The organism is Cloacibacillus porcorum, from assembly GCF_001701045.1.
In the GTDB taxonomy this organism is placed as follows: Bacteria; Synergistota; Synergistia; order Synergistales; family Synergistaceae; genus Cloacibacillus; species Cloacibacillus porcorum.
The window spans coordinates 91,712-116,160 of sequence record NZ_CP016757.1 but is presented as its reverse complement, the minus strand read 5'-3'; the positions used below and the strand labels follow the sequence as shown (position 1 = coordinate 116,160).

The window sequence follows — 24,449 nt, the reverse complement described above, 5'->3', positions numbered from 1 at the left end:
CCCTCATTTACCAGTTAGTTACCGTTCCGTCGCCCAGAAGCGCGGAGGCGGAATGGAGCACGTCGTCCTTGTAGGGATGTTTCGCGGCCTCTTTCTCATCAACCTCGATGCCCAGCCCCGGCTCGGTCGGGAGGCTCCAGAAGGAGCCCTCCCTCTTTATCGGAGAGGCGGTGACGACGTCGTCATACCAGGGAACGGCCTTGCTCATCTCTTCCTGTATCACGAAATTGGGCACCGATACGTCATAATGGAGGGCGACCGCGCCCGCGATGGGGCCGTTGGGATTGTGCGGGGCGATGCCGATCATATGGGCGTCCGCAAGCGCGGCGATCCTCTTACCCTCAAGGAAACCTCCCGTGTGGCTCAAATCGGGCTGCGCCACATGGAGGGCGCGCGCCGTAAAGACGGGGACAAATTCCTCAAAACCGATGAGACGTTCGCCCGAGGCGATCGCGCATCCGGCATGTTCCGTTACGAAACGAAGCGACTCCGTATCGCCGGGCTGCACCGGTTCCTCGCAGAACATCGGGGCATAAGGGACAAGCTCCCTGATATAGTCGAGGGCGCAGGCGGTTGATTCCGGGCGTCCGTGAAAATCTATCATAATATCTATGGAATCCCCGACGGCGCCGCGCAGGGCCTCCATCAGGCGGCCAACCTGCTTTCTCTCCGCGTTCCCGGCCAGATAGCCGCTGTAGGGAATGAATACCACCTTCAGGGCGTCATATCCCTTCTCTATTACGGCCTGCGCCTTCTCCACCAGGCGCGCCGTTTCAAAGGTCTCGTAGACGGAGCGCATGTCGCCGAGGCCAAGGTGCGTATAGACGCGGACCCTGTCGCGGACCTTGCCGCCCAGCAGACGCCAGACGGGAACGCCGTAATACTTGCCGCAGATATCCCACAGCGCCTGCTCGATGCCGCTCATCGCCGTAACACCGATGATGCCCAGGCGGTAGTAACTCTGCTTTTTCATGCACTCCAGACAATATTCGATATCCCGCGGGTCCTTGCCCACGACCATTCTCGAGAGATCGTCCACGGCGCTGACGACGGTCTTCGTCTTCCAGTTGAGGCTCGCCTCGCCCCAGCCGTATAAACCGTCCTGATCCGTACAGACCTTTACGAAGATCCAGTTGCGCATCTCTGCGTTGACGACGATCGTCTCTATCTTTGTGATTTTCAGGGATTCTCTGTTCCCGAAGTTGGAGGCCATTTTTTCTTCTCCCCTTTATTGCGCGACTTTGTGTCTTTTTTAACGTTGCTGATCAGCGTATTAAGGATAAAATCTTCAAACGAGTATGTCCAATTATTGTTTTGCATTGTATAATAAAAAAAACTTATTATTAGAGAGACTGACGAGGTATGGCAGGATGAATACAAGACAGATGGAGTGCTTTATCGCCCTCGCGGAAGAGCTGAATTTTCGCAGGGCGGCGGAGAGATCGATGCTGACGCAGCCGGCGCTGAGCCAGCAGCTGAGACAGATTGAGGCGGAGCTCCAGGCGACGCTGCTCTTCCGCACCAACCGGCAGGTACGGCTTACGCCTGCGGGCGAGCTGTTTCTCGTCAGGGCGCGTGAGATCGTTGAAAGAATGCGGGAGACGGGCAATCTCGTCCGTCAGATCGAAAAGGGGATAAGCGGCAGCATCACGATAGGCGCCACCATACCGGCGATATACATCCTGCTCGCCGACATCATCTCCGAGATGAAAAAGACGCTGCCCAACATCAAGGTGATCGTTCACAAGATGGATACCGCCGCGCAGGAAGAGGAGCTGCGGAAGAACCATATAGACATCGGCCTCGGCCACCCGCCCTTCGAGGACGAAACGCTCGGATCCAGCAACATCGCCAAAATTCCCTTCGAGGTGGTGATGTCCAGGGAAAATCCCCTCGCGGGCAAAGAGGGGCTGACGATGAAGGACCTAAAGGACGAGACCTTTATCCTCTTCCCGCGGCGGATGGGGCCGCTTCAGTATGACAATATAATTTCGCTCTGCCTGCAGGCGGGGTTCAGCCCCAAAAACATCATCGAAGTCTCGCCGGCGCAGGCCATCATCGCCTTCGCCGGCTCCAGCCTCGGCATCGGCTTCATCGCCTCCAAGCAGCAGCAGTTCCAGCATCCGCACGTCGTCTACCGCCCGCTGGAGGGCCCCAAACCCTGCTTCACCCTCGGCACCGTTTACCGGAAAGAAAACGTCAGCCCGGTGGTCATGACCTTCAAAAAGATCGCCGAAGAGGTGGGAAAACGCGCCTGCTGAACGGCTGCGGTTCCGTTAAAAACACTTATGCCGCTATCAGGTTACATCTATCAACGACCTATATGAAATATGGAAAAGATTGCTTCTTTTTACCTTTTCTTTCTTACAAAAATCAACGGGACACCGGCCAGCAGCGCTGCTGCGGCGATACCGCCCGCGCAGCCGCCACTGCCTGAGGGCCGCGGTTCCGGCGCATCATCGCGCAGATCCAGACGTTCGAAGGCGTCCTCAACGCCGCCGAAGAAATCCGTTATCGCCGCTCGGTAGAGGTGATCGCCGACGACCACGGAGGCTCCGCAGTTCCTTGACGCCGTACGCCCCGTAGGCGCTGGAAGCCATCTTTTCCCGTCCATATCATAATAGGCGCCGCTGCCTATCGCGGGCGGCGTGTTCCATGTGCCTTCAAGCAGGAGAAGAAATCCGTTATAGATACCGCAGGCCGCGTATTTCCAGGTAAACTTACCGGACTCTGGCAGCGGGCACGGCGTTCCCGTCCAGGATCTCTCACCGTCGCAGAAGAGGGGAACCGCCGCGGCGTCACCGGCGCCGCCAGCTATCGCTATCACGCCGTTCGAGGCCGTTATCGCCGCTCCGTCAAGGTCCCTGCCGCTGAGTTCCGGCACCGCGGCCATCTTTTCGGCTTTTCCTCCGTCCGGGTCCACACGCCACAAAGTACCGCTGCTGAGAAGCAGCAGGATCGACTTTCCGTCTTTTGCCGGTGTGGCGAAAACCGCCTTATCATACCAAGTCGGCTTTTCCGTGAAGCTTTCGATTTTTACGCTCTTCCACGCGCCGTCACGATACGTCGCCGCGATGATAGCCACCCCGTCGTAGTTGCGTATTACTACGGGAGCCCCCTTGTAGAGGGTAAGCGCCGCGCCAAGGCTGGCGCTTATCGAGTTGCCGTAACCGTCCAAATCGGCGTATATCTCTTTAGGAAGGGACGCAAGTTCCCACCAGCGGTCCTCCGCGATGTCGTAGCAGGCAAAGAGTGATGTCATCTTCTCTTGAGAGAAACAGCCCGCGAGGTATATCAGCCCTTTTTCCTCATCCGCGGCAAGCCGCGCTTTATGCATATAAACCGGCAGAGCGGCAAGGCTCTCCCACTGCGCAGCGGCATGTGAAAGCTCAGTGATCTTTCGCCCCCAGTCGCCATCCGCGCGTCTCACGGTGATTTCGCTCCAGCCGACGGGAGGCTCGGGGAGCGCCGCCGTGATTCTTCCGTCCTCCCATGAGAGAATTTTAAGCTGTTGTTCTGTTCCTCCGGCATTCAGCGCAAGCGTTCCGGCTTTGCCGAAAAACCAGCCCTCAAGCGTCAGCACACCGCCCGCAGCCAAGGCGGTATTTACTACCGGCGAGGGAGAGACAGTCGCCTTCTCAACATCAAACCGGCCGCCGCTCAGCAATTTATCTTTCATTGACGGTATCTTCACCGCTCCGCCGATGAGCCGCGCGCGCAGCTCGGCCGGCGTCATCCCTGGATATGTCACGGCGAGCAGCGCCGCGCATCCGGCAACCGTGGGGGCCGCCATCGAGGTGCCGTCCATATGGCGGTAGGGAGCGTCGGCGTCGTACGGTTTTCCCTTCGTGATTGCAATTTCCTTGATTTTTATCGTCCGCTCTTCACCCGCAGCCATCTCTATGGACAATTCCACATGTACCTCCTGGCTGTACCAAACCTGTCTCGCCGGAGTAATTTCGTCCCACCACTCTTCTTCTTCCTCGTTGGGAGCGCTTATCGGTCTGACGCTCCCGGACCAGGAGTTACCCACGTCGCTTGCGTTCTGGGGTATTTTATGCGTGTCCCGGTTGGTCCCGTTTTTATCATCTGAGGCACAGAGAGATATATTCAACGCTTTGTCGCTGACTGAGGCCGTGCTGAGATGAAGGGCATAGCTGTCCGCGCTGACGGCGCGCAGGTCGAATTCTTTATCTATCGTGAAGGCAAAGGTACCGGCCCTCTGCGCCGAAATTTTCCACTCCAGATAGCCGTCATCAGTCGATATGCTCTGCGTGCCGTTCTCCGAACCTGAAAGGGTAAGCCCCTCGGCGGAGACGAAATCTCTGTAGTAGACCAGCTTATCGTCGGATATGAGCGGCTTTGCAAAGGAATTTTTCAGTATAGATTCTTCTTTTTCAGCTTTCCGGCTATATGTGCTCAGTATCCAAGCGCCGGGCGCGGCAAGGTGCACGGAGCGTTTTCCGTAGTTGGAAAATTCCGCAATCTCGTCCCATGGCGTGGAGGCCGCGACGACCACGGAATAATCGGAGGGAAAGTTAAAGGGAAACCCCATCGTCGTATCGTTGTCCGCGTGATCGTTTGCAGCAGCGACAACGTTGACAACCCCCGCCCTGCCGAGCGCCTCCATCGCCTCCGCCGCCGTCTTTGAGAGTATAGGGGCTGTCCAGGAGTTATTGGTCGCCACAAGCTTAACGCCGCTTGCCTTCAACGCCAGCAGTTTGCTATAGGCGTCTACTACAGAGGAGGAAAACCCGTCGCTGCGGCCGAAAACTTTGACGGCGATTATCTTAGTGCCGCGCGCCGCCCCCGCAATCCCGATTCCGTTGTTTGAGCTGGCGGCGACAATCCCGGCGACGTGCGTACCATGTCCATCTCTGTCCATCGGGTCGTTCGTATCAAGCGCGCTGTCCCAACCATGCTTTGGGTAGCCGTATTCGCTGCCGTCCCACATATTGTCTTTCAGATCCGGATGTTCATAATCCACACCCATGTCCACAACCGCGACCGCCACCTCAGCATTGTGAGAGGCCTCCGCTCTGCCCCACGCACTCTGTATATTGACGGTAGCTGCTCCGCCGGCTGGGCTTTTAATTTTATTGCTGTAAGCCCACTGTTCGGTTACCGCGGGATCATTCGGCAGTGACGCCGGATATATTTTATAGTCCGGTTCGGCGTAGGTTATGCTCGGTTCTTTCTCCGCCGCCGCAAGCATCTGTGCCGTACTCATAGTCCCTGAAGAGAGCAGGGCTATCCTTTCGCCGCCCTCTGTTCCGCCTGCGGAGAGAGTTCTTCCGCCATTTTCAGCGCTCGTCTTACTTGCCGCAAAATCCCAGCTTTTTTCTATCTTCATTCCGGCGATCTCCGTCGATGAGGCTGACGACAGGGAACGTCCCTTCAAAGCACCTTGAGGCGCGGAGACAATTTTTACGAGTATACGCCCCTCCGCATATTCGCCTTTCACCACATCGGCCGACAGGCGAACCGGAACCGCTAAAAGCAGCGCCGCCAGCACGGCGGCCGTAATCTTCCATAAATTAAGTTTCATTTCAGACATCCTTTCCGCCGCGCATCCCGCGCGGGGCGTCGTATATGGCATAAAAATAATACTATTACATTACTTCATGGAGAAAATATTAACCGCCATATATTTTACAGTAAGTCCGGCCAATTTCCCCAAACTATGAAACCGCCATAATAACAAAACGGCTTCCAATATATACTTGAAAGCCGTTTTTATTCTTTAAATTGGCGGGCCCGACCGGAATTGAACCGATGACCTACTGCTTAGGAGGCAGTCGCTCTATCCAGCTGAGCTACGGGTCCGCTTGCACGAATGTTAGTCTATCACGACTTCCACGGTTGGCGCAATACTTTTTTACAAAATTTTGCGCGGCGCCGTTTCCCCTCCGCTCACAGGCGGAGACTTATCTCTGCCGCCTACAGTTTGATCTGGGCCGTCTTTTGTTTCCCGCCGTCGGAGAAGGTGATCTCCACCACCGCGTCGGCGGCGGCGCGCCCCTCAATATAGGCGTTCATCTGCTCAACACCGACTTGAGCGGTGCTGTAGCCGTCGACCTGATAGAGCACGGCTCCGTTTTTCAGCCCCACATAGGCGGCCGCCGTCGCCGGAGTCACGTCGCGCACGAGCAGGAAGCCCTCGGGGCTGCGGGCGTCGTCCGCTACGGTGAAGCCCATCACTTTGGCGGCGGCTTTCACCGGCGCGGCCGGAGCCGGCGGCGTATACTGTGCGGTGCTGCTCTCCGAGATGTCGTACTGGGGAGCGTTTACCGTCACGGTGACGCTCTGCCGCGACGGGTCCACCGTGTAGAGTATCGTCAGCTCCTGCTGGAAGCCCGCGACTTTGAGCACGCTGGGAGTACGGGCGTCAAGAAAGGTCGCCTGTCCCTGTGCCTGCCAATAGCTGTTGAGGTCCTGCAGAGCGTATTCGGGGCCGACCTGTGAGATTATCTGCATCACATGGCTGCTCTGCGCCGCGGCGATGTCGCGCGCCGCGTTTCTGACTTCGTTCACTTTGCGCTCATAGGCCTGCTGGCGCGCGATGGCATTCGCCTCCGCCTGCGACTGGTACTGGTTGTTCATCATCGTACCAAGCAGTACGCCGATCCCCAGACCGCCGCCAAACCATCCGGAGTCCCAGCAGAAGCCGCCGTGGTAATGGCGCGGCGGGGGAGGCGGCGGTCCCGGCCTCCAGCCGGGATGCGGCCCGTGCATGGGGCCGGGCGGCGGCCCCGGCGGCAGCGGGCGCGGCATTGGCCTCACGCCAGGCCTTGGCCCGGGGGGCGGCCCCGGTCTCGGACCGGGTCCAGGGCCACCGTGGTGCTGGGGCGGCGGTCCCGGATGGTGCGCGGCGGCGGCTGTGGCGATGAGAAGTACCATCAACAGCGCCGATATCAGTTTTTTCATCTTTAAAGATCCTCTCCTTTCCGTCTCTTGCCGATTAGGTTTTTTATTTCAACTTTCGCTGTAGGAGGCCGTAAGCTTGTGGAAACTTTCCAGGTTTTGCGGGATGTTCCGGCGCGCAATGCCGACCAGCATGGTCACCCGCGAGGCCTTGAAGACCGCCGCCTGATAGATGAGGGACTGTGGCTCGCCTTCGGTGTAGGCCACCGTCACGATCGCTGGAAGGCCGTTTATCGATTCCTGCGTCTGGGATATTATCTCAAGCTTCGCCCCCCGCTCGACTTCGGCGATATGTTCCGCCGCGAAGGATTCGCGTTTTTCTGAGGGAATGTATGCTCCGGAGACGTGCGATATCACGTAAAGCGCCTGGTCCGGGTCCTGCGTCGGGATTCGTCCGTCCTTCGTGTATATCAGCGAGTCCTGGCGAAATCCCGCGATACGGAAAGGCGTCTCCTCTGTTTTTACGTTCGCGAGGAGCGTGCCCGAGACTGCCTGCTGCGCCGTATCATCGGAGGGCCACCAGGCGCTTTTTAGGGTATCAAGCACGGCCTGGGCCGCCGCCGCGTCTTTGGCGCTGTAGGCCCCGCTTATCATCCAGCAGGTATCGGCCCCGCGGTCGACGATGAGTACCCATTTACCGATCACGGTTTTGCCGCTCGGCTGGAAGATTTTGAGAAGCTCCGCCGCGCTGCCGTTCCAGATAAAGGAGGAGCGTGATTTGACCTCCATGTTTTCTTTTTTGAGGCAGTCGTTCGCTATCTCTTCCAGCAGCCGCGTATAGGGCATGTGGAGCAGCACGGCGTCAAGAGAGACTTTTTTGGCGTTATCGGCGGCGCCGGACTCTGTTTTTTTAAAGTTGTAGCCCGCGCGCGGCACGACGGCGACGGGGATCTCAAAGTAGTTTTTATGAAGCGGGCTCTTCGCGACTTCGATCACCTTCGGAGTCTCCGCGCTGAAGGCCGGAAGCGCAGTAAATCCAAGCAGCAAAAGCGCCGCCGAGAGCGCTTTGTATTTTATCCTCATCGCACTTTTCCTTTCGCGGGGCAGCCGTTATTCTTCGGTCTCCGGCACGGTGTTGTTCAACGCGTCGGGAATGCCGCCGGGGAGTATCTTTTTCAGGAGTTCGTTGAAGAACCCTTTAACAGCCCCGGTCTGGATCGCGCCCTTAAGTTCGTCGGCGTATTCCTTAGCCTCTTCCGTACCGATCTCCTCGAGCGCCGTAATCTCAGACCTCGCCGCCCCAAAGTTTTTTTCTCCGATATATATTTTCCCGAGCTCATATCTTGCGGCGGCGTTCTGCGGCTCAAGAGAGATCACCCGTTCAAAGCCGCTCTTCGCCTCCGCGAGGCCGCCAAGTTTAAGCCGTGCCTCGGCAAGGTGGAATAGTACCGCCGCGTCGGGGCGCAGAGAATAGCGCGCCGCCCTCTCCAGGCAGAGCGCCGCCTGGGTGTAGTCACCGCTCCGCAGATAGGCCAGCCCCTGTTCGGCGCTGCGTTTTTTCAGAGTCTCCAGCACGAGCCAAGCCGTCGCGGCAAGCATCGCGACAGCTATTATTATCACCAGGACCGTTGTTATACCGCCCCTATTTCTCCTCATCTTCCTGCCACCTTCTGAAGACCGTAAAGGCCCCGGATGTTTTACCCCGCCGCTTTGAGCAGCGGCTGCCAGTTATATTGACAGAGCCGCATTCGTCCGCCTGCCGGCTCAACGACGTGTATGCCGCAGTAGTCCTGCGGGAAGAAGAACATGTCGTTGAGGTCAAAACCAAAGCAGCGCGCCATGATACTCCAGATTGCGGCGCCGTGCGCCACGATGAGGATATTGCCGCTCTTATGGGCGGACTCTATCTCTTCAAAGGCGGGCACCGTACGCCGCTGCAGCTCACGGAAGGTCTCGCCGCCGGGAGGAGCGACCTCTGCGAATTTCACGCCGCGCGCCTCATATATCTCGCGGAACTGCTCCCGTACCTCGTCGTAGCCGCGCCCCTCCCACTCGCCGAGGTTCACCTCGCGCAGCGCGGGGACCGTAGTTATCGGAAGGTAGGGGGCCGCGAGTTTCGCCGTCTGCTGCGCGCGTATCATATCGCTTGCGTACAGATAATCAAAGGTAATTTTACCCTTAAGGTATTCGCCGGTCTCTTCCGCCGCCGCGGTGCCCTGAGGGGCCAGCGGGTAGTCGGTCTGTCCGTAATATACCCGGCCGTTCATCGGCAGATCGGGCTTCGCGTGCCTCATCAGGTATATGCGTTTTTTTTCAGCCATCATTATTTGCCCCTTCAGAACTTCGCGTCCGCTTTTATTCTTTATACTGCTCCATTTTATCATCACGTTGTGTGTTTTTTATGGCGGCCGTAAAAATCACCGCCGCCAAATGTAAAAAAGGCCCCCGGCGGACGCCGAAGGCCTTTGGTACGGCAGATGCAAAAATTTATTTGCCCTTGTAGAAGCGTCCGAGGGCGTCCGCGCCCATAATCGCGGCATAGACCTTGTCCGCCGTCACCTCGAAGGGCATGGAGTGGATCGTCTCGGAGGGCACGCAGGTCGCCTCGGCCACCGCCATGATATCCTCGGGCTTCGGATCGATGATGCCGATATCCTCAAGGCATACGGGCAGATCGACGTCGAGGCAGAAGTCGACGACCTCTTCGATCTCTTCCGTCGGCGCGTCTTCGAGCACAAGCTGCACAAGCGTTCCAAAGGCGACCTTCTCGCCGTGATAGAACTGGTGGCTCGCCTCAAGTACGGTCAGGCCGTTATACACGGCGTGCGCCGCGGCGAGGCCGCCGCTTTCAAAGCCGATGCCGCTGAGGAAGGTGTTGGCTTCGATGATGTTTTCGACCGCTTTGGTGCAGACGTGGCGCTCAACGGCGAGCTTGGCGCGGAGGCCGTTTTCGATCAGCGTATCGTAGCAGAGCTTCGCGAGCGAGATGGCGGCGTTTGTCGCCTTGCCGCCGGCGCAGGTGCCGGAATCGGAGGCCTTTACAGCGCGGGCCTCGAAATAGGTTGCGAGCGCGTCGCCCATGCCGCTGACAAGCAGGCGCGCGGGCGCCGCCGCGACGACGTCGGTGTCGACGAGCACAAGGTTGGGATTCGCGGGCAGGAAGAGGTATTCCTCAAAGACGCCTTCGTCGGTGTAGATGACAGAGAGCGCGCTGCACGGCGCGTCTGTCGAGGCGATCGTCGGTACGATGACGACGGGTTTTTTCGCGTAGTAGGCGACGGCCTTCACGGTGTCTAGTATCTTGCCGCCGCCGACGCCGATGACGACGTCGCAGCCGCCCATCTTTTCAATGAGGCGGTTTATCTCTTTTTTGCTGCACTCGCCGCAGAACTCTTCAAAAACCAGCGGCGTCGCGCCGAAGCTCCGCGTGATGGGCTCTTTTACCCGCTTCATACCGGAGGGGCTTACGAGGATAAAGGGCTTCGCGCCGAGTTTTTCCACATAGCCGCCCAACTTTGATAGTTCGCCTTTGCCCTGTACATATTTGCCGGGAGCGATAATGATGTTTGACATAAGAATCATCCTTCCTCTAGTTGCCGTCTTTATTTGTTTATTTGTATGGGAGAGGAGGCGCTGCCTCTCGTCCCTTCGTCCCTCTTCTCATATCGATTATATATTATCGATATCAACAAGTCATATTTAAATCTTTCGTACCGATTGTGTCAATATTCACTTTTACATGGCGCTATGCCATTATCGCGATAGCGCCCCGCCGAAACCGCCGTATGTAGGGTGAAGGTGAGAGAAGGCAAAAAAATACCGGGAAGCGGCCGCCTCCCGGTGTGGCGTCGGAGTTTCCCAAAATTAAAGATACCACACCACAACCCCGCTTGCTTTTGCTCGACAAATACAGCCGGAGGGCTGGATAACAAGAAAAAGCGATATGCGCCCCGTGGAGGTGTGGCGTATCGCCTTTTCTTGCAAAGTGTAGTGTGTTATACGCTCTGTCGGCGTTGCCGTAAAAATGCCGTTGCCGCCGGGGGAGGGCAAGAGCATTTGAAGCGACAGGAAAACAGGACTGTAATTGCATGGCGTGGAGTCGTAAGCACAGGACTGGTTTCATCAGCAGACAGGGAGTATATGGAACCCCGTCCCTCGTTCTACGCCAGGCTTCGGGATAAATTGTCCCAAACTTGTAGCCACACTCCAGTAAAAATTGAAATGGGGGAAGCGATTTTAGGGCTTTCTCGCCTTGATTACCCATCACCAAAGACAGGCAGGACTGTCAACGGCGGCGCATTTATGCGCCGTTCATCTTGACCGTTGACTGGTTCGGCTGGCTTTGCTATTTTTTCGATATATGCAATTTAATTATTTATCAATTCCTGCAATTCGTCTATTAAACGGCAAACATGAAATCCATCACATACAGCATGATGAACTTGAGTTGCCAAAGGAATTAGAGTTCGTCCAGTTTCTTGATAATATTTCCCTATTGTAAAAATAGGCTTCAAATAATCATATCCTTTCTGCAAGTTCAAGTTAAAGCCCTCAAATGTTGCCCACGGTATCATTGAAACATTGAAGTAATTGCTGGGAACATTTGGCTTTGCTGTCATTCCTTTTTCATTTACGTACTGTAATATATCATTCTCATAAGCATTACAAAATTCTTCAAAATTCGGCGTGTAGTTCGTCCAGATATTAGAAAATGCTTCGGTGTCTTTATGAAAAACTGTATAGCAAGGTATCATTTCACTATAAATACCCAATTCATTGTTCTCATTGAAAGCAGTTCTAAACTCAGAATGACGGTTTACAACAGTCGTAAGATAGTAAAGCATAGCTGGATATAATTTTACCTGTTGCTTCACTATCTGTGTAATATCTAACCTAACAGTCATGCTATAAGTACAGGGAATATTTGAGAAATAATGTTCAAAATATTCTTTTCGTACCCATGTGTCCCTATCAATTTTCTCAAATGTCATTTTGGTTGCTCCTTAGTTTTCTTCTTTGCTTACTTCCATCCCCACTGTGGGTTTGGATTTTTCAACAAGTCCGATTTTTCTGCCATCTTTTTCAGCCATTTTGTTTCTTCCGCAGACAGCTTTCCCAAATTCAGCCGAAGCCGCTTACAGATAAACGCCAACGCCGCTTGTTCTGGGTCACTGTCCGGGCTGTCCTATGAGGACATTTTCGCGTGGAGCATGGCGATGATCCCGTCCACCAGCCCTACCTGCGGCACGATGATCGTCGGCGCGCAGCAAAGTTTGCTGACGAGGAGGAATATTTTCAGCGCGGGGATGATGACGTCGGCGCGGTAGGGATTGAGCTTGAAGTTGTTGATCCTCTCTTCAAAGGTCATCTTCTTCAGCGTGTCGTAGAGCATCCTCAGCTCGACGGCGCTTATCGGCTCGCCAACCCGTTTGTTGAGCAGCTTCTGCGCCTTATTTATGTTGCCGCCAGAGCCGATGATGCGCAGGCCGCGGTATTTTTCCCCGATTTTTTTCAGCTCTTTTTTAAAGAGCTCTTTGTCCCCCTTTTCGACCGCGTCTTTCAGGATGCGCACCGTCCCGAGCCGGAATGAGCGCGATTCGGCGACGCGGCCGCCGGCGTAGATAACGACCTCCGTGCTGCCGCCGCCGACGTCGACGTGGAGGGAGTCTTTCCAATTTTCACTGCCGGCGGAAGAGACGCCCGCCGCGTATATTATCTCGGCCTCTTCCAGCCCCGATATTACCTCGACCTGGATGCCGCTCTTTTCCCTGATCTCGTCGAGAACTTCGGCGCCGTTTTTTGCCTCGCGCATCGAGCTGGTGGCGCAGGCGCGGTATTCGCTCACGCCGAAGGTCTTCATCAGATGGGAAAAGCCCTGCATCGCCTCGCAGAGCAGCATTCTCCGGCGCGCGCTTATCTCGCCCTCGGTGAAGACGTCCTCCCCGAGACGCACCGGCACGCGGAGAAAGGCGACTTTACGGCATTTTTTCGTGTCGCTGGATTCCTCTATGCTGCAGATCAGAAAACGGACGGCGTTGCTGCCGATATCCAGCGCCGCGATCGTGTTCATATCTCTCATTATTCTTCATTCCTCTTTTCAGCGGCCTTTTTGTAGAATTCATGGAGCGCCAGCTGCGAACGGCACCGCTTTCCCTCGCCGCCGGCCACGTATTCATTGGCCCCGAATACCGCCATATCCCGGGCCTTGACGTTATCGTTCCACTGCATTTCAAATACCTTTTTCAGCTGCCTGCGGATGGCGGGATCATAAATCGGCGTGCCGACCTCGATGCGGCGGTTAAGGTTGCGCGTCATCCAGTCAGCGCTGAGGATGAATATTTTTTCCTCGCCGCCGCCGCAGAAGATGGCCATCCGCGCGTGTTCGAGGTAGATGTCGATGATGCTTATCACCCGGATGTTTTCACTGAGCCCTTCGACTCCCGGCTGGAGACAGCAGGCGCCCCTCACGATGAGGCTTATCTTAACGCCGGCGCGGCTCGCCTTGTACAGCAGATTTATCATCTCGGGGTCGGTAAGGCTGTTGAATTTCGCCTTGATATAGGCCTTCTTGCCTCTCTTGGCATGTTTGATCTCCTCTTCCACAAGCGCCTCGAAGCGCGCGCGCATGTTATATGGCGCAACGAGAAGATGCCGGCAGGCGAGCGGCTGGTGCGCGGTGACGGAATCGAAGACGGAGCGCGTCTCACAGACGATCTCGCGGCGGCAGGTGAGCAGGCCGAAGTCGGAGTAAATCTTCGCCGTCGATTCGTTGAAGTTTCCGGTGCCGATATAGGCATAACCCTTGAGGCCGGTACGTTCGCGGCGCTCGACGAGGATCAGCTTGCAGTGTACCTTCAGCCCCGCCACGCCGTCGATTACGCGCACGCCGGCGCGCTGGAGAATGTCGGCGTATTCGATGTTCTGTCCCTCGTCGAAACGCGCGAGGAACTCCATGATGACGGTGACGCTCTTACCGTTTTTAGCCGCTCCTATGAGGGCGTTGATCACCTTTGAATGTTCCGCCGTCCGGTAGAGGGTGATAAAGATATTCTCCACCTTGGGATCGATTGCCGCCTCGCGCAGGAAGTCTATCACATGGTTGAATGTATGGTATGGAAAATGGAGCATCACGTCGCGCTTCGCCACGACCTTCAGAATACTGGAGAAGGGGGCGATCGCCAGGTTGCGCATCGGCGCGGGCAGCTTCTCCTCCAGCTGCGGGCAGACGCGCGGGAACTTCATCAGGTCGCGCTTTAGGTGGTAGCGCCCGCCCGGGTCGAGCGAGGGACCCGCCTTCAGCGAGAGCTTGGAGACGATCAGCGAGAGCAAATCTTCCGGCATCTCCCTGTCATAGATGAGCCGCACAGGTTTGCCGCGGTACCGGTTCTCAATGCCCTCCTCCATCTTCTCCATCAGGCTCTTGGAGATGTCGCCGTCCATCTCGATCTGCGCGTCGCGCACAATACGGAAGGTATGGGCGCTGACCGTCTCGCAGCTGAACATGAAAAATATCTCCCGCAGACAGAGGCGGATAATATCGTCGAGAAAGATTATGTCCCGGCGTCCCTCCGCCGACGGCAGTTCGACGAAACGCGGGCAGGCGCTGCTGACGGGGATCTGGATAAAGGCGTAACGCACGTTCTTGGCTTTGGCCCCCGTCATTTTGACGCCGAGGTAGATATCGCCGTCGCTGATAAAGGGGAGCTTCGTCGCTTTGCGGATCAGCAGCGGCACAATACGCTCGCTGACGACGGAGGAGTAATAGTCGACGCAGAACCGTTCCTGTTCCTCCGTAAGCTGCCGTTCGTTCACCACGTTTATCCCGATCGCCGCCATCTCGGAGAGGATGCCGTAATAGATCTCGTCAAATTTTTCCTGCGACTCGGACATACGCGCGTAGAGCTGCGGCAGCACCTCCGCCGCGGCACGCGCCTTGGCGGCCTGCGCCCCCTTGAGCCCCTTCATGCGGCTCAGGCGGATCAGCTTCGCGACGCGCACCTTTAAAAATTCATCCTGGTTGTTTGAAAAAATGCCGAGGAACTTGAGCCGCTGCATCAGCGGCACGCTCCTATCCTGCGCCTCCTGCAGCACGCGGTCGTTGAATACCAGCCAGCTCAGTTCCCGGTTATTCATAATCATCGTAAAATCATCCTCCGTTTGGAGCCTCTTACTTGACACATCTTATCACCGTTATTATCTTAAACCCCGCCGCAAAGTGCATAGTAAAAAAAACGTTAAAATATCGTTACACCTCTGTAACTTACGCAATTTTGCGCAGAAAATACAATTCATCATATTAAATTTCTGCTTTAAAGAGACGAAAATATAGTCTATAATAATTAGTTATAATGATAGAATTTTTAGTCATCGAATTGGATGGAACCTGTTAGGAGGGACGTTATGAATTACGGTGATTTTTATAGGAGCTTCGACCCTGTCCCCTTTTATGAGGAGCGCGGATGGCTCATCGGCGACGGACGTATCGGAGGGAAGTCAAAGGGACTCTCCTTCGCGCACCATATCCTTGAAAAGAACGGTCTGCTGGAGGACGTGCATCTGCCCAAATATTCCTTCGTCATCACGACTTCGGTCTTCGACGAATTCATGGAGTACAACAACCTCTGGGAGCGGCTGATGAATCTGCGCGCGCATTCGGATGCCCCCGAGCTGTACAAGATCTGCGCGGCGGCCCACCTGCCGCCGTCGCTCGACGAACCTCTTGAAAAGATACTTGACCTTATAGAGGATCCCATCTCCGTGCGCTCCTCCTCGACGCTTGAGGACGACGTCAACCTCTCCTTCGCGGGAAAGTACGCGACGCGCTTTTCCTCCAATGCCGGAACGCGCGGGGAGCGCCGCGCGGAGCTCGAAAGCGCGATAAAGACCGTCTACGCCTCCACCTATAACCCCGCGGCGCGCGAATATAAGCGCAAACACGGCATACAGTGGGGCGGAGAGCGCATGGCCGTGCTCATCCAGCCCATCGAGGGCCGCCGGTACGGGAACATGTTTTACCCGGAGCTTGCGGGCGCGGCCTTCTCGAAGGTCTTCCGCCGCCCCTCGCCGCGCATCAGGAAAGAGGACGGCGTCGTGAGGATCTGCTTCGGTCTTGGCACCCGTACCGTCGACAGGGCCTATGCGAGGACCTTTTACCTCACAAACCCCAACCTCCGCCCAGAGGGGACGAAACCCCACGAAATTGTGACGCATTCACAGGAGCACTACGACTACGTTGATACGGAGCACCGCAAGTTTACCTCGCAGCATATCGCCGTCACCATCAAGGATATCCTGAAAAAACACAAGATGGCGCCCACCTATCTGCAGTGGTTCGACGACAACGCCTTCCACTGGATACACACCGACCCAAGCAATATGAACGTACCGCGTCCGGTATTCACCTTCTCCGAGCTGCCGGGCCGCTGCCCGAAGCTCTTCACGCGGCTCAAGAAGCTTCTTTCGCTCTTTGAAAAGGAGCTTCAGCTCCCCGTGGACATGGAGTTCGCCTACGAGGTCAGCGACGACCGCTTCACCCTCGTGCAGCTGCGGCCGCTCTCCGTCTACGACGACAAAGGGCGCGTGGAGATCCCCGATACGCCGCGTGAAAAGACCATCCTGCGCGGCGACCGCATGGTCGCCAACGGCAGGCTGGAGGGCGTCAGACACATCGTCTTTGTAGACCCTGAAATATACGGCAAGCAGGCGGACTTCGCCGACGTCGCGCGCGCCGTGGGAGAGATAAACGACCGGCTCGACGGCGAGCGCTACATCCTCGTCGGCCCCGGACGCTGGGGCAGCTCGAACCCGCTGCTCGGCGTGCCGGTGCGCTACAACGAGCTGTCAAACTCCGGCTGCCTCGTGGAGCTGGGCATACCGCAGAAGGGGATGGCTCCCGAGCTCTCCTATGGGACGCACTTTTTCCTCGACCTGGACGGGGACAACATCCTCTATCTGCCGGTATTTGACGGCGAAAAGAATAACATATATAACAGAGAATGGTTCGAGAGTCATCCGTGGCAGACGATATCCCACCCCGCCGTAAGACACTACGAGGGATGCTTCGACGTGCTGCTCGACGGAGACTCGGAGACCGGAATCGTTATCGACAAAACCCCGGAAGGCAAGTGATAATATGACCTCTGCAGACCGAGCAAGAGAACTCTACTTTGAATGGCAGCCGCATGACGATCCTGAGTTCGCACCGCTGATCTGCGGGCGCGGCACTATAGGGGGAAAGGGACGTTCGCTGCTCTTCGCGCTGCGGCAGCTGCGCGACAGCGGCGACGAACAGATGAGCAGGACGAAGGTGCCGCGGTCAATCTACCTCAGCATCGAGATATTCCATCAGTTTCTCGAGCGGGTACCTCACCTCGACACGCTGCTCGCAAACAACGACCCACAGGAGATCGAGCGGGTCTTTCTTGAAACGCCGCTGCCGCAGGCGGCCGGCATGTACATCCGCACCTTCCTTGCGGATATGCGCGACCCCGTCGTCATCCGCAGCTCCAGCCGGCTGGAGGACGACGTAAAACACTCCTTCGCCGGAAAATACCTGACAAACTTCCTCAGCAACAACTGCGGCGGCCTTGAGGAGCGGTCCGTCGCCGTGGAAAACGAGGTACGGCGCATCTATTCGCGCACCTTCTTCCCGGCCGCGGCCGATTATCGGGAACGCCACCACCTCGGAGGCGACGACATGGGGATCATCATCATCCGCATGGCGGGACGCTGGCGAGGGCGCTACTACTATCCGACGATGGCCGGCGTCGGATATTCGCAGAACTTCCGCCGCTGGACGACGCGCGTGAAGCAGGACGACGGCCTCGTGCGCATGGTCTTCGGCATGGGCACCATGAGCACCAAGCGCGGTTACGCGCGCACCGTCTCGCTGACCAATCCGATACTGCGTCCCGAGGGTTTCTCGCCGGAGAAGATCTCGGCTATCGCCCAGGAATCATTTCACGTCATCGACGAGGAACGCCCCAACCAGATAACTACGTTAGACATCAAAAAAGAGTGGAAACAGCTGCTTACCTACCATCCCGACTTCGCCGCCTACGCGCAGATCTACCGCTGCGACGACGGTGAGGGCTGTTTCTTCCAGATCATGAAGAACATGGCCTCCCTCTCGCCGGGGACAAAGGTCTGCTTCACCTTCGACAGCTTCCCCCGCATCTACCCCGACTTTTACAAGCGCGTCAAAAAGACGCTGAAGCTGCTTGAGAACAAGATGGGCGTCCCGGCCGACATTGAATTCGCCTTCGAGCCGACGGAGGACTCCTTCTGCCTCATCCAGTCGCGCCCCTTCTGGTCGAACAACCACCTTGAGGGAGGTATTCCCGAACTCTCGCAGCGCCAGATCCTGCTGCAGGCCGACCGCATGGTGACCCACGGCGCGATCCCGCAGATAACCAAGATCGTCTACGTCGATTTTAACCGCTACTACGCGCAGCGTGACTTCTACGGGACAGCGCGGCTCATCGGCGAACTCAACAAAGCCTCCGACGGCGAGCCCTACATCCTCGTCGCCCCGGGACGCATCGGCTCCAGCAATCCGGAGCTCGGCGTTCCCGTGCAGTACAGCGAGCTGACGAACTGCCGCGGCATGGTGGAGCTCGGCATCCCGCGCCTCGGCTTCATGCCGGAACTCTCCTACGGCACGCACTTCTTCTCCGACCTCGAAGTCGACGGCGTCCTCTACATGCCAGTCTTCGCTGGAGAGGACCGCAACATCTTCAACGCCGACTGGTTCGAGAGCAAAAAATGGGAGCCCTGGTGTGACAACCCCGCGATACGCGTCTACCGCGGCAGCTTTGCCGCCTACATGGACGGCGAGAGCAACCGCGGCGTAATCATCGATAAGGACATGGGAGAGACAGACTGACGCGCCGGCTGGCGGTAAAAAATTTCAGTGACGGCCCCGCCGAAGCCCAGAAAAAAGGAGCGCGGCAGGGGCCGTTATTTATTTACCCGCCGCATATACCGCGCCGCTCGCCTTTCCTGTACAATAACCGGTATCATGACGGCAAAACAGAGGAGGAGAGCGGCATGAGGATCAAAGATTTCAAAGTTGAAAAATGGCTCAACCCACGCGACGCGGACTGCAAATACAACCTCGGCGCGAGCTGCGTCAAGGCGATATCCCTTGACGAGCTCCTTGAACTGAGCGGCGAAGACAGAGAAGAGCTCAACAGACACTTTTTTGAAACGCACCTCCATTACGGCGCCTTCTTCGGCCTGCCGCGTCTGAAAGAGGCGATCGCCGCCACCTGCAGGGAGGCCTCCGCCGCGATGGTGCTCACCATGCACGGCGGCACCGGCGCGAACTCCACCGTCATCACCGGCATGCTTGAGACCGGCGACAACGTCGTCGCCGTCACGCCCAACTACCAGCAGCACTATGCCATCCCCGAAGCGCTCGGCAGCGAAGTGCGGCTGCTGCACCTCAAAAAAGAGGAGGGCTACAAAATCAACCCGGGGCGGCTGACGAAGCTTGTTGATAAAAAGACCAAACTCATCACGCTGACAAACCCCAACAACCCCACCGGAGCCTACATGGACGCGGACGAACTCGCGCCCGTCGTCGAGATCGCGCGGCAAAACGGCGCCTACATACTCTGCGACGAAATATACCGCGGCCTCGCCGACGAATACATGCCCTCGATCGTAGACCTCTACGAAAAGGGGATCGCCACCGGCAGCATGTCCAAGGTCTACTCGATGGCCGGCACCAGAGTCGGCTGGGCGATCGTCAGAGAGCCGGAGGCCTATGACATCCTTGAAAACCGCCGCTCCTACGATACGATCTGCAACGGCGTCTTTGACGAACTCATCGCCGCCATCGCGCTGGAAAATAACGAAAAAATGCTCGCCCGGGCGCGCGGCATCGTCCGCCCGCATAAAAAAATCGTCGACGAGTGGCTCGCGGAACAGCCGCGACTCTCCGTATACGGTGAAAGCCTCACGACGACAATGCTCGTGCACTACGACTACGACATCGCGGCGCTGCCCCTCTGCGACGGCCTCTACAAAGAGACGGGCGTGCTGCTATGCCACGGCGGCTGCTTTGAAGAGGAAAAATCCTTCCGCCTCGGCTACGGCTTCGGCGACCGGCAGCTGCTGACGGAGGGGCTAAAGGCTCTCGGCGGCTACCTGGCAAAGCAGGAGGGATAGTGAGAGAACATACGTATGTTCGCAAACCAGCCGCCACCGGCAGCCCGACAGCCATCCACTATGCGCGATATTATTAAATAGAATTATTTTGATCTTGGACGGCATCATATACGTGCTTTTCCCGGTATCTTTTATTGGCGGCGATGATAAAATCGCTTAGCAGATATCTGCACACATATATTTACAAATTTATTGTAAAATACAGATATTGCCGGCTTGGGTTAACGCTGATTTGTTGACCGCGGGTTAAATATAAGCACCATCGTTCTGGCGTGTATAACGGAGGTAGTACATATATGGCTCTTAAAAAGACAGATCGTATGGTCATAATGATTTTTTGCGTCCTAATCTTCCTGGCGGCGGCCGGCGCAGTTTTTGCTGAGGAGATGTCGAAAACTTCACTGCCAAAGGTGATAAGGGTCGGCTGGTATAAAAATAAAAATTTTCAGGAGATGGATCCCAACGGCTACCGGCGCGGCTATGAATATGAATACCTTCAGGAAATGGCCAGATATGGCGGCTGGCGTTATGAATATGTGAGCGGAAGCCGTGAAGAGTGCCTGAAAATGCTGCAGGAGGGCCTGGTCGACGTCGTCGGCGGCCTCTTTTACACCGAGACGGCAGCCCGCAGCTTCGATTTCGTAAAGTACGAGACTGACGAGACATACACGATCCTCGCGGTGAACGCCAAAGACGGGCGCTACACGATGGACGGCTGGGAAGGCTTTGACGGCATGCGGATAGGCGTGATCCCCGTCTGGAAAAACCACCTGTACAAACTACACGATTACGCCGCGGAGAGAGGCATCCTGTTTACCACCGCCGATTACAAAAGCATCGACGAGCTGGAGAGGGCGCTGAAAGGCGGCGATGTCGACGCGATCCTTATGGGAGAGGCGGATATAATTCCCTCAAACACTAAAATAATCGCCCAGTTCGCCCCCAGTAAGCGCTATTTCGTCACACGGCTCGGCGGCGGAGATATGAAAAACGCCCTTATCTTTGCCATGGAACAGATCCGCCGCTTCAAACCCGATTTTAAGGCCCAGCTGGAGAAAAAATATCTCGAAGACAGCGACGGCATAATCCTCGCGTTCACGGAAGAGGAGGCGCGTTTTCTAAAGGAAACACCCACGCTTCGCGTCACCCTGCCCTCCTTCCGAAAACCGATGATGTATAAGGAGAACGGCGAGTACCGGGGCATCGCCATCGATATCCTGAAAGAACTTGAGGCCAAGCTGGGCGTGCGTTTTGAATATATCGAGGCCCTAAACCAGCTTGAGGCGGTCAAGATGGTCAGCACGGGGAGCGCCGACATACTTTCCAATATCTATTACGACTATGGCTGGGCGGAAAAGAACGGGCTGCTGCTCTCCCGCCCGTACCTTGATCTTGACTATGCGGCGATCACCCGCATAGATTACATACAGAACAGCGGCAACCCCAAGGCTGCCGCCGTAAAGGGCTACCTATTCTCGCAGAACTATGTCCAGAAAAATTACCGTGAAGAAGAGATAGCCTGGTACAACAGCGAAGAGGAGTGTGTCGACGCCGTCCGAAACGGCGAAGCGGATATCTGTTTCGTCAACTCCTACGTCGCGGGAACATATCTCCAAAACTACAAATACAAAAACCTCTACGCCTCGGTAATCAACTACTCGCACGGGCTATCTCTGTCCCTTCCGCATGGAGGGCGGCAGGAAATGCTGCTGATGTCGGTGCTTGACAAGGGCATCTCTGCCATCGGTAAAAACAAGACCAGCGCCATAATCGCGGTAAATACGATGGTCACCCGCCATACGATGTCCGCGGGCGAGATCATCATGCGCTACCCGATGATCTCCCTCAGCGTGGCGGGAATATCTGTCGCCGTCATCGTATCGGTGCTGGCCATTTATGTGATCATAAGAAACAACCGCCGCAAGAACATTGAGGTCCAGCGGGCAGAGCAGGCATCCCAGAGAGATACCATGACCGGCCTCTATAACAGATCCTATTTTGAATCGGAGGTCTCCGCGCGGCTCGGAGCAGAGGAAAATCACGAAGCCGCGTTCCTGATGATCGACCTCGACGACTTCAAAATGATCAACGACACCCTGGGCCATCTCTACGGAGACCATGTGCTGATCCTCTTCGCCGCAAAGATGCGCGAGGTATTCGGCACGGATAACCTGCTCTGCCGCATGGGCGGCGACGAGTTCGCGGCGTTTCTCCCCAGGATAAAATCATATCAGGAGGTACTGGCCCTAGCGGAGGCGCTGAAAGCTTCTTTCATCAAAGACATCGGCGGCAGAGCCCCCTCCTCCTGCTCGATCGGCATCTCCCTCTGCCCGGAGGACGGCAGAACATTCAACGACCTCTACAGAGCGGCCGACTCCGCCCTGTACGCCGCGAAAAAATCAGGCAAAGGCAAAATATCGGCGGCGTAAGAGACGCCGCCGATATCTTCTATTCTACATACTGCGGGAGGTATCCAGATACTCCGCCGGTGTAAGCGAGTAAGCGTAAAGATAGAGAATGACGGTCACCTTAAAACGTACCTCTGGATCGTCAAGGTTTTCCCCAAGCAGCGCCGCTATTTTGTTATAGCGATATTTCATAGAATTATAGTGCAGCCAAAGCTCTTTCGACACTGCGGTAAGATTCCAGCTATGGCGCACAAAAGTATACAGCGTCATCATCAGACGGCTCTGATGGGTTTCGTCATACTTTATTATTTCTTTCAGGAAATCGGCGGCGTAGTCGTGAAATTCGCCGGACTCCGAAAGTGCGGCAAACATCCGCCACAGGCCAAGCTCCTCCCACATTAAAATGGGGGGAATCGCCTTACGTATGAGACCATGTTTCATCACAAAAAGCGCCTGCGACAGGCAGCGTGGAATGTCGGCGTATGACCGCCCCTCGCCGCTCCATCCCCAGCACAGCCTGCCTTCGGAAGATATCTGTCCCTCGCGCGCGGAATGCTCCCATACGGTGATAAGGTTTGTAACAACCGTCTGCCGCATCCCGCGTCCATTATGGAAGAGGATAAAACTTTTTATCCCCTCGTTTTCAGAGACGAAAAATTTAACGCCGGCGCCATCCGCCAGTCCGCGGAAACGCTCCAGCAATTTGCTCTCCTCTAAAACACCAAGTTCAGAAAAGAAAGACAACACGTAAAAACCCTTTGCAAGCTCCACGCCGCCCTCTTTGAGTATCCCGAGGCAATACGCCTCGTCTTCCTCCCTGGCGGCAAAAAGCTTCGCCGTAAAGGAGTCCTCCTCCTCGGCTGCGGCCAGTACGCGCGCGAACGCGCCAAGATGACAGACCGCCAGCGCGTCTACCACAAAGGGTGTCTCAGCCCAAAAGCCGCATTCCACACCCTTTGGCGACGCGGCGACAAGCCACCCGAGCCGGCATGACTGCCTCGTCACCTCCCAGGCCGAATATATGCGCAGCAGCTCCATAATCGGGTATAGCTGAAGCTCTTCGCAGAACTGCTGCTCGCCCCGCGTACAGCAGATAGCCTTGGTGCGCGCGTCGATATAGGCAAAATCGACGCCGCCCCAATCACGAAAAAGCGAGAGGATACGCTGGGCGTCGCCGCTCTCAAGCGCAGTGCGCATTATCTCCTGCAAAAAGCGGTCACGATTTTTCTCCGGCAAGGCCCCTCACTCTCCTGTACTATATCTAACGAAACCGTTCTCTTATTATAGGAACAAGATTCCTCAAAACCTCAGAGATCAAGCGTTCACCGATCTCCGCGGACGCCCCCTCCGCCGGAGCGTACATACCGGACGGCGGGCGCACCTCCTGCGGCTGCGGAAAAATCTTATAGGGCAGCGGCTGCGGGATAAAGCCCGCCTCGGCCAGCTCTTCCCTCACCAGTTCGGGATGGAGGGCGAGCATTATGGAGGTCTCCGTAAGCGCCGCATGCTCAGCGACCCAGCCGGGCCACCGATCGGCAAAGAGTTCGCCGATAAGTCCGTCGCCGATAAAATCCCACCAGTTGACCGATATCACCTGAACGTCGCCGCATCCCTCCGTCGCAAGTTCTATTCCCTCAAGAAGGAACGAATAGCTCTCCAGATGTCCGTTCAACAGAACGGCCCTCTTGATACCCTGCCGGAAGAGACCCTTTATAATATCACGAGCTACAAGCGTAAGGGTATTCCCGTCGAGATTAAGCGTGCCGCGCCAGCCGTCGCTTTCCTTCGCGTACGTATGAAAAAAGGGCGGCAGCAGCACGAGCCGCGCCGCGATATCACCGGCTTCCGGGAGCGAAGCGATGCGGTCGGCTATTCCCATCGCTATATAAAGATCGGTGCCGGTCGGAAGATGCGGACCATGTTGTTCGACCGAACCGCTCACGATCAGAGCGACCATCTCTCCGCGCTCCGCCTCAATATCCTTCCAGGTCATATCCGTCCAAC

Annotated in this window: 17 protein-coding genes and 1 tRNA gene; 5 read left to right on the top strand and 13 right to left on the bottom strand. The window is 56.4% G+C overall.

What is annotated here, in order from left to right; all coding sequences use genetic code 11:
• Nucleotides 1-7: 7 nt before the first annotated feature.
• Nucleotides 8-1,213, bottom strand: coding sequence for a galactonate dehydratase (gene dgoD / locus BED41_RS00505; RefSeq protein WP_206153268.1), 1,206 nt, complete (start codon nt 1,211-1,213; stop codon nt 8-10).
• 157 nt (nt 1,214-1,370) lie between these two features.
• On the opposite strand from dgoD, the gene BED41_RS00500 reads away from it, so the two are divergent.
• Nucleotides 1,371-2,261 carry a LysR family transcriptional regulator gene (locus BED41_RS00500; protein WP_066741697.1) on the top strand — a complete coding sequence of 297 codons (891 nt, stop codon included), beginning with the start codon at nt 1,371-1,373 and terminating at the stop codon, nt 2,259-2,261.
• 89 nt (nt 2,262-2,350) lie between these two features.
• On the opposite strand, the gene BED41_RS00495 is transcribed toward BED41_RS00500, so the two are convergent.
• From BED41_RS00495 to ppk1, 10 genes are all read right to left on the bottom strand, one after another.
• Nucleotides 2,351-5,548 carry a S8 family serine peptidase gene (locus BED41_RS00495; protein WP_066741694.1) on the bottom strand — a complete coding sequence of 1,066 codons (3,198 nt, stop codon included), beginning with the start codon at nt 5,546-5,548 and terminating at the stop codon, nt 2,351-2,353.
• 201 nt (nt 5,549-5,749) lie between these two features.
• Nucleotides 5,750-5,826 (bottom strand) — tRNA-Arg (locus BED41_RS00490).
• A gap of 114 nt (nt 5,827-5,940) precedes the next feature.
• A complete protein-coding gene (locus BED41_RS00485) occupies nt 5,941-6,927 on the bottom strand; it encodes a PDZ domain-containing protein (protein WP_157102217.1) in 987 nt (328 codons plus the stop codon).
• A 48-nt stretch (nt 6,928-6,975) separates the two neighbouring features.
• Nucleotides 6,976-7,947, bottom strand: coding sequence for a hypothetical protein (locus BED41_RS00480; RefSeq protein WP_066741690.1), 972 nt, complete (start codon nt 7,945-7,947; stop codon nt 6,976-6,978).
• Between the two features lie 27 nt (nt 7,948-7,974).
• Complete coding sequence (locus BED41_RS00475; RefSeq protein WP_066741687.1) at nt 7,975-8,520, bottom strand: tetratricopeptide repeat protein; 546 nt, start codon at nt 8,518-8,520, stop codon at nt 7,975-7,977.
• A 41-nt stretch (nt 8,521-8,561) separates the two neighbouring features.
• Nucleotides 8,562-9,188, bottom strand: a complete 627-nt coding sequence (locus BED41_RS00470) for a histidine phosphatase family protein (protein WP_168160197.1) — start codon at nt 9,186-9,188, stop codon at nt 8,562-8,564.
• A gap of 163 nt (nt 9,189-9,351) precedes the next feature.
• Complete coding sequence (locus tag BED41_RS00465; protein ID WP_066741682.1) at nt 9,352-10,437, bottom strand: glycerol dehydrogenase; 1,086 nt, start codon at nt 10,435-10,437, stop codon at nt 9,352-9,354.
• 794 nt (nt 10,438-11,231) lie between these two features.
• On the bottom strand, nt 11,232-11,855 hold the full coding sequence (gene catA, locus BED41_RS00460) for a type A chloramphenicol O-acetyltransferase (protein ID WP_066741679.1): 624 nt from the start codon (nt 11,853-11,855) through the stop codon (nt 11,232-11,234).
• Nucleotides 11,856-12,049: 194 nt separating this feature from the next.
• Nucleotides 12,050-12,943: a Ppx/GppA phosphatase family protein gene (locus BED41_RS00455; protein WP_174544906.1), complete on the bottom strand. Its 894-nt coding sequence runs from the start codon at nt 12,941-12,943 to the stop codon at nt 12,050-12,052.
• Nucleotides 12,943-15,003, bottom strand: coding sequence for a polyphosphate kinase 1 (gene ppk1 / locus BED41_RS00450; protein WP_174544905.1), 2,061 nt, complete (start codon nt 15,001-15,003; stop codon nt 12,943-12,945). Before ppk1 ends, BED41_RS00455 begins: the two co-directional genes overlap by 1 nt.
• Before the next feature lie 261 nt (nt 15,004-15,264).
• Here ppk1 and BED41_RS00445 point away from each other — a divergent pair, with 261 nt between their 5' ends.
• The 4 genes from BED41_RS00445 to BED41_RS00430 all read left to right on the top strand — a co-directional run bounded on the left by BED41_RS00445 (nt 15,265) and on the right by BED41_RS00430 (nt 22,466).
• Nucleotides 15,265-16,992, top strand: a complete 1,728-nt coding sequence (locus BED41_RS00445) for a PEP/pyruvate-binding domain-containing protein (RefSeq protein WP_066741676.1) — start codon at nt 15,265-15,267, stop codon at nt 16,990-16,992.
• Between the two features lie 4 nt (nt 16,993-16,996).
• A complete protein-coding gene (locus BED41_RS00440; RefSeq protein ID WP_084002142.1) occupies nt 16,997-18,748 on the top strand; it encodes a PEP/pyruvate-binding domain-containing protein in 1,752 nt (583 codons plus the stop codon).
• Between the two features lie 164 nt (nt 18,749-18,912).
• A complete protein-coding gene (locus tag BED41_RS00435) occupies nt 18,913-20,037 on the top strand; it encodes an aminotransferase class I/II-fold pyridoxal phosphate-dependent enzyme (RefSeq protein WP_066741673.1) in 1,125 nt (374 codons plus the stop codon).
• Nucleotides 20,038-20,333: 296 nt separating this feature from the next.
• Nucleotides 20,334-22,466, top strand: coding sequence for a transporter substrate-binding domain-containing diguanylate cyclase (locus BED41_RS00430; RefSeq protein ID WP_066741670.1), 2,133 nt, complete (start codon nt 20,334-20,336; stop codon nt 22,464-22,466).
• A 24-nt stretch (nt 22,467-22,490) separates the two neighbouring features.
• Here the strand turns inward: BED41_RS00430 and BED41_RS00425 are convergent, their stop codons facing one another.
• Together BED41_RS00425 and BED41_RS00420 are read right to left on the bottom strand one after the other, a co-directional pair.
• Nucleotides 22,491-23,681 (bottom strand): PucR family transcriptional regulator, encoded by a 1,191-nt coding sequence (locus BED41_RS00425; protein ID WP_066741668.1) that lies wholly within the window; start codon nt 23,679-23,681, stop codon nt 22,491-22,493.
• A 25-nt stretch (nt 23,682-23,706) separates the two neighbouring features.
• A complete protein-coding gene (locus tag BED41_RS00420; RefSeq protein ID WP_066741666.1) occupies nt 23,707-24,438 on the bottom strand; it encodes a creatininase family protein in 732 nt (243 codons plus the stop codon).
• Between the last annotated feature and the right edge of the window lie 11 nt (nt 24,439-24,449).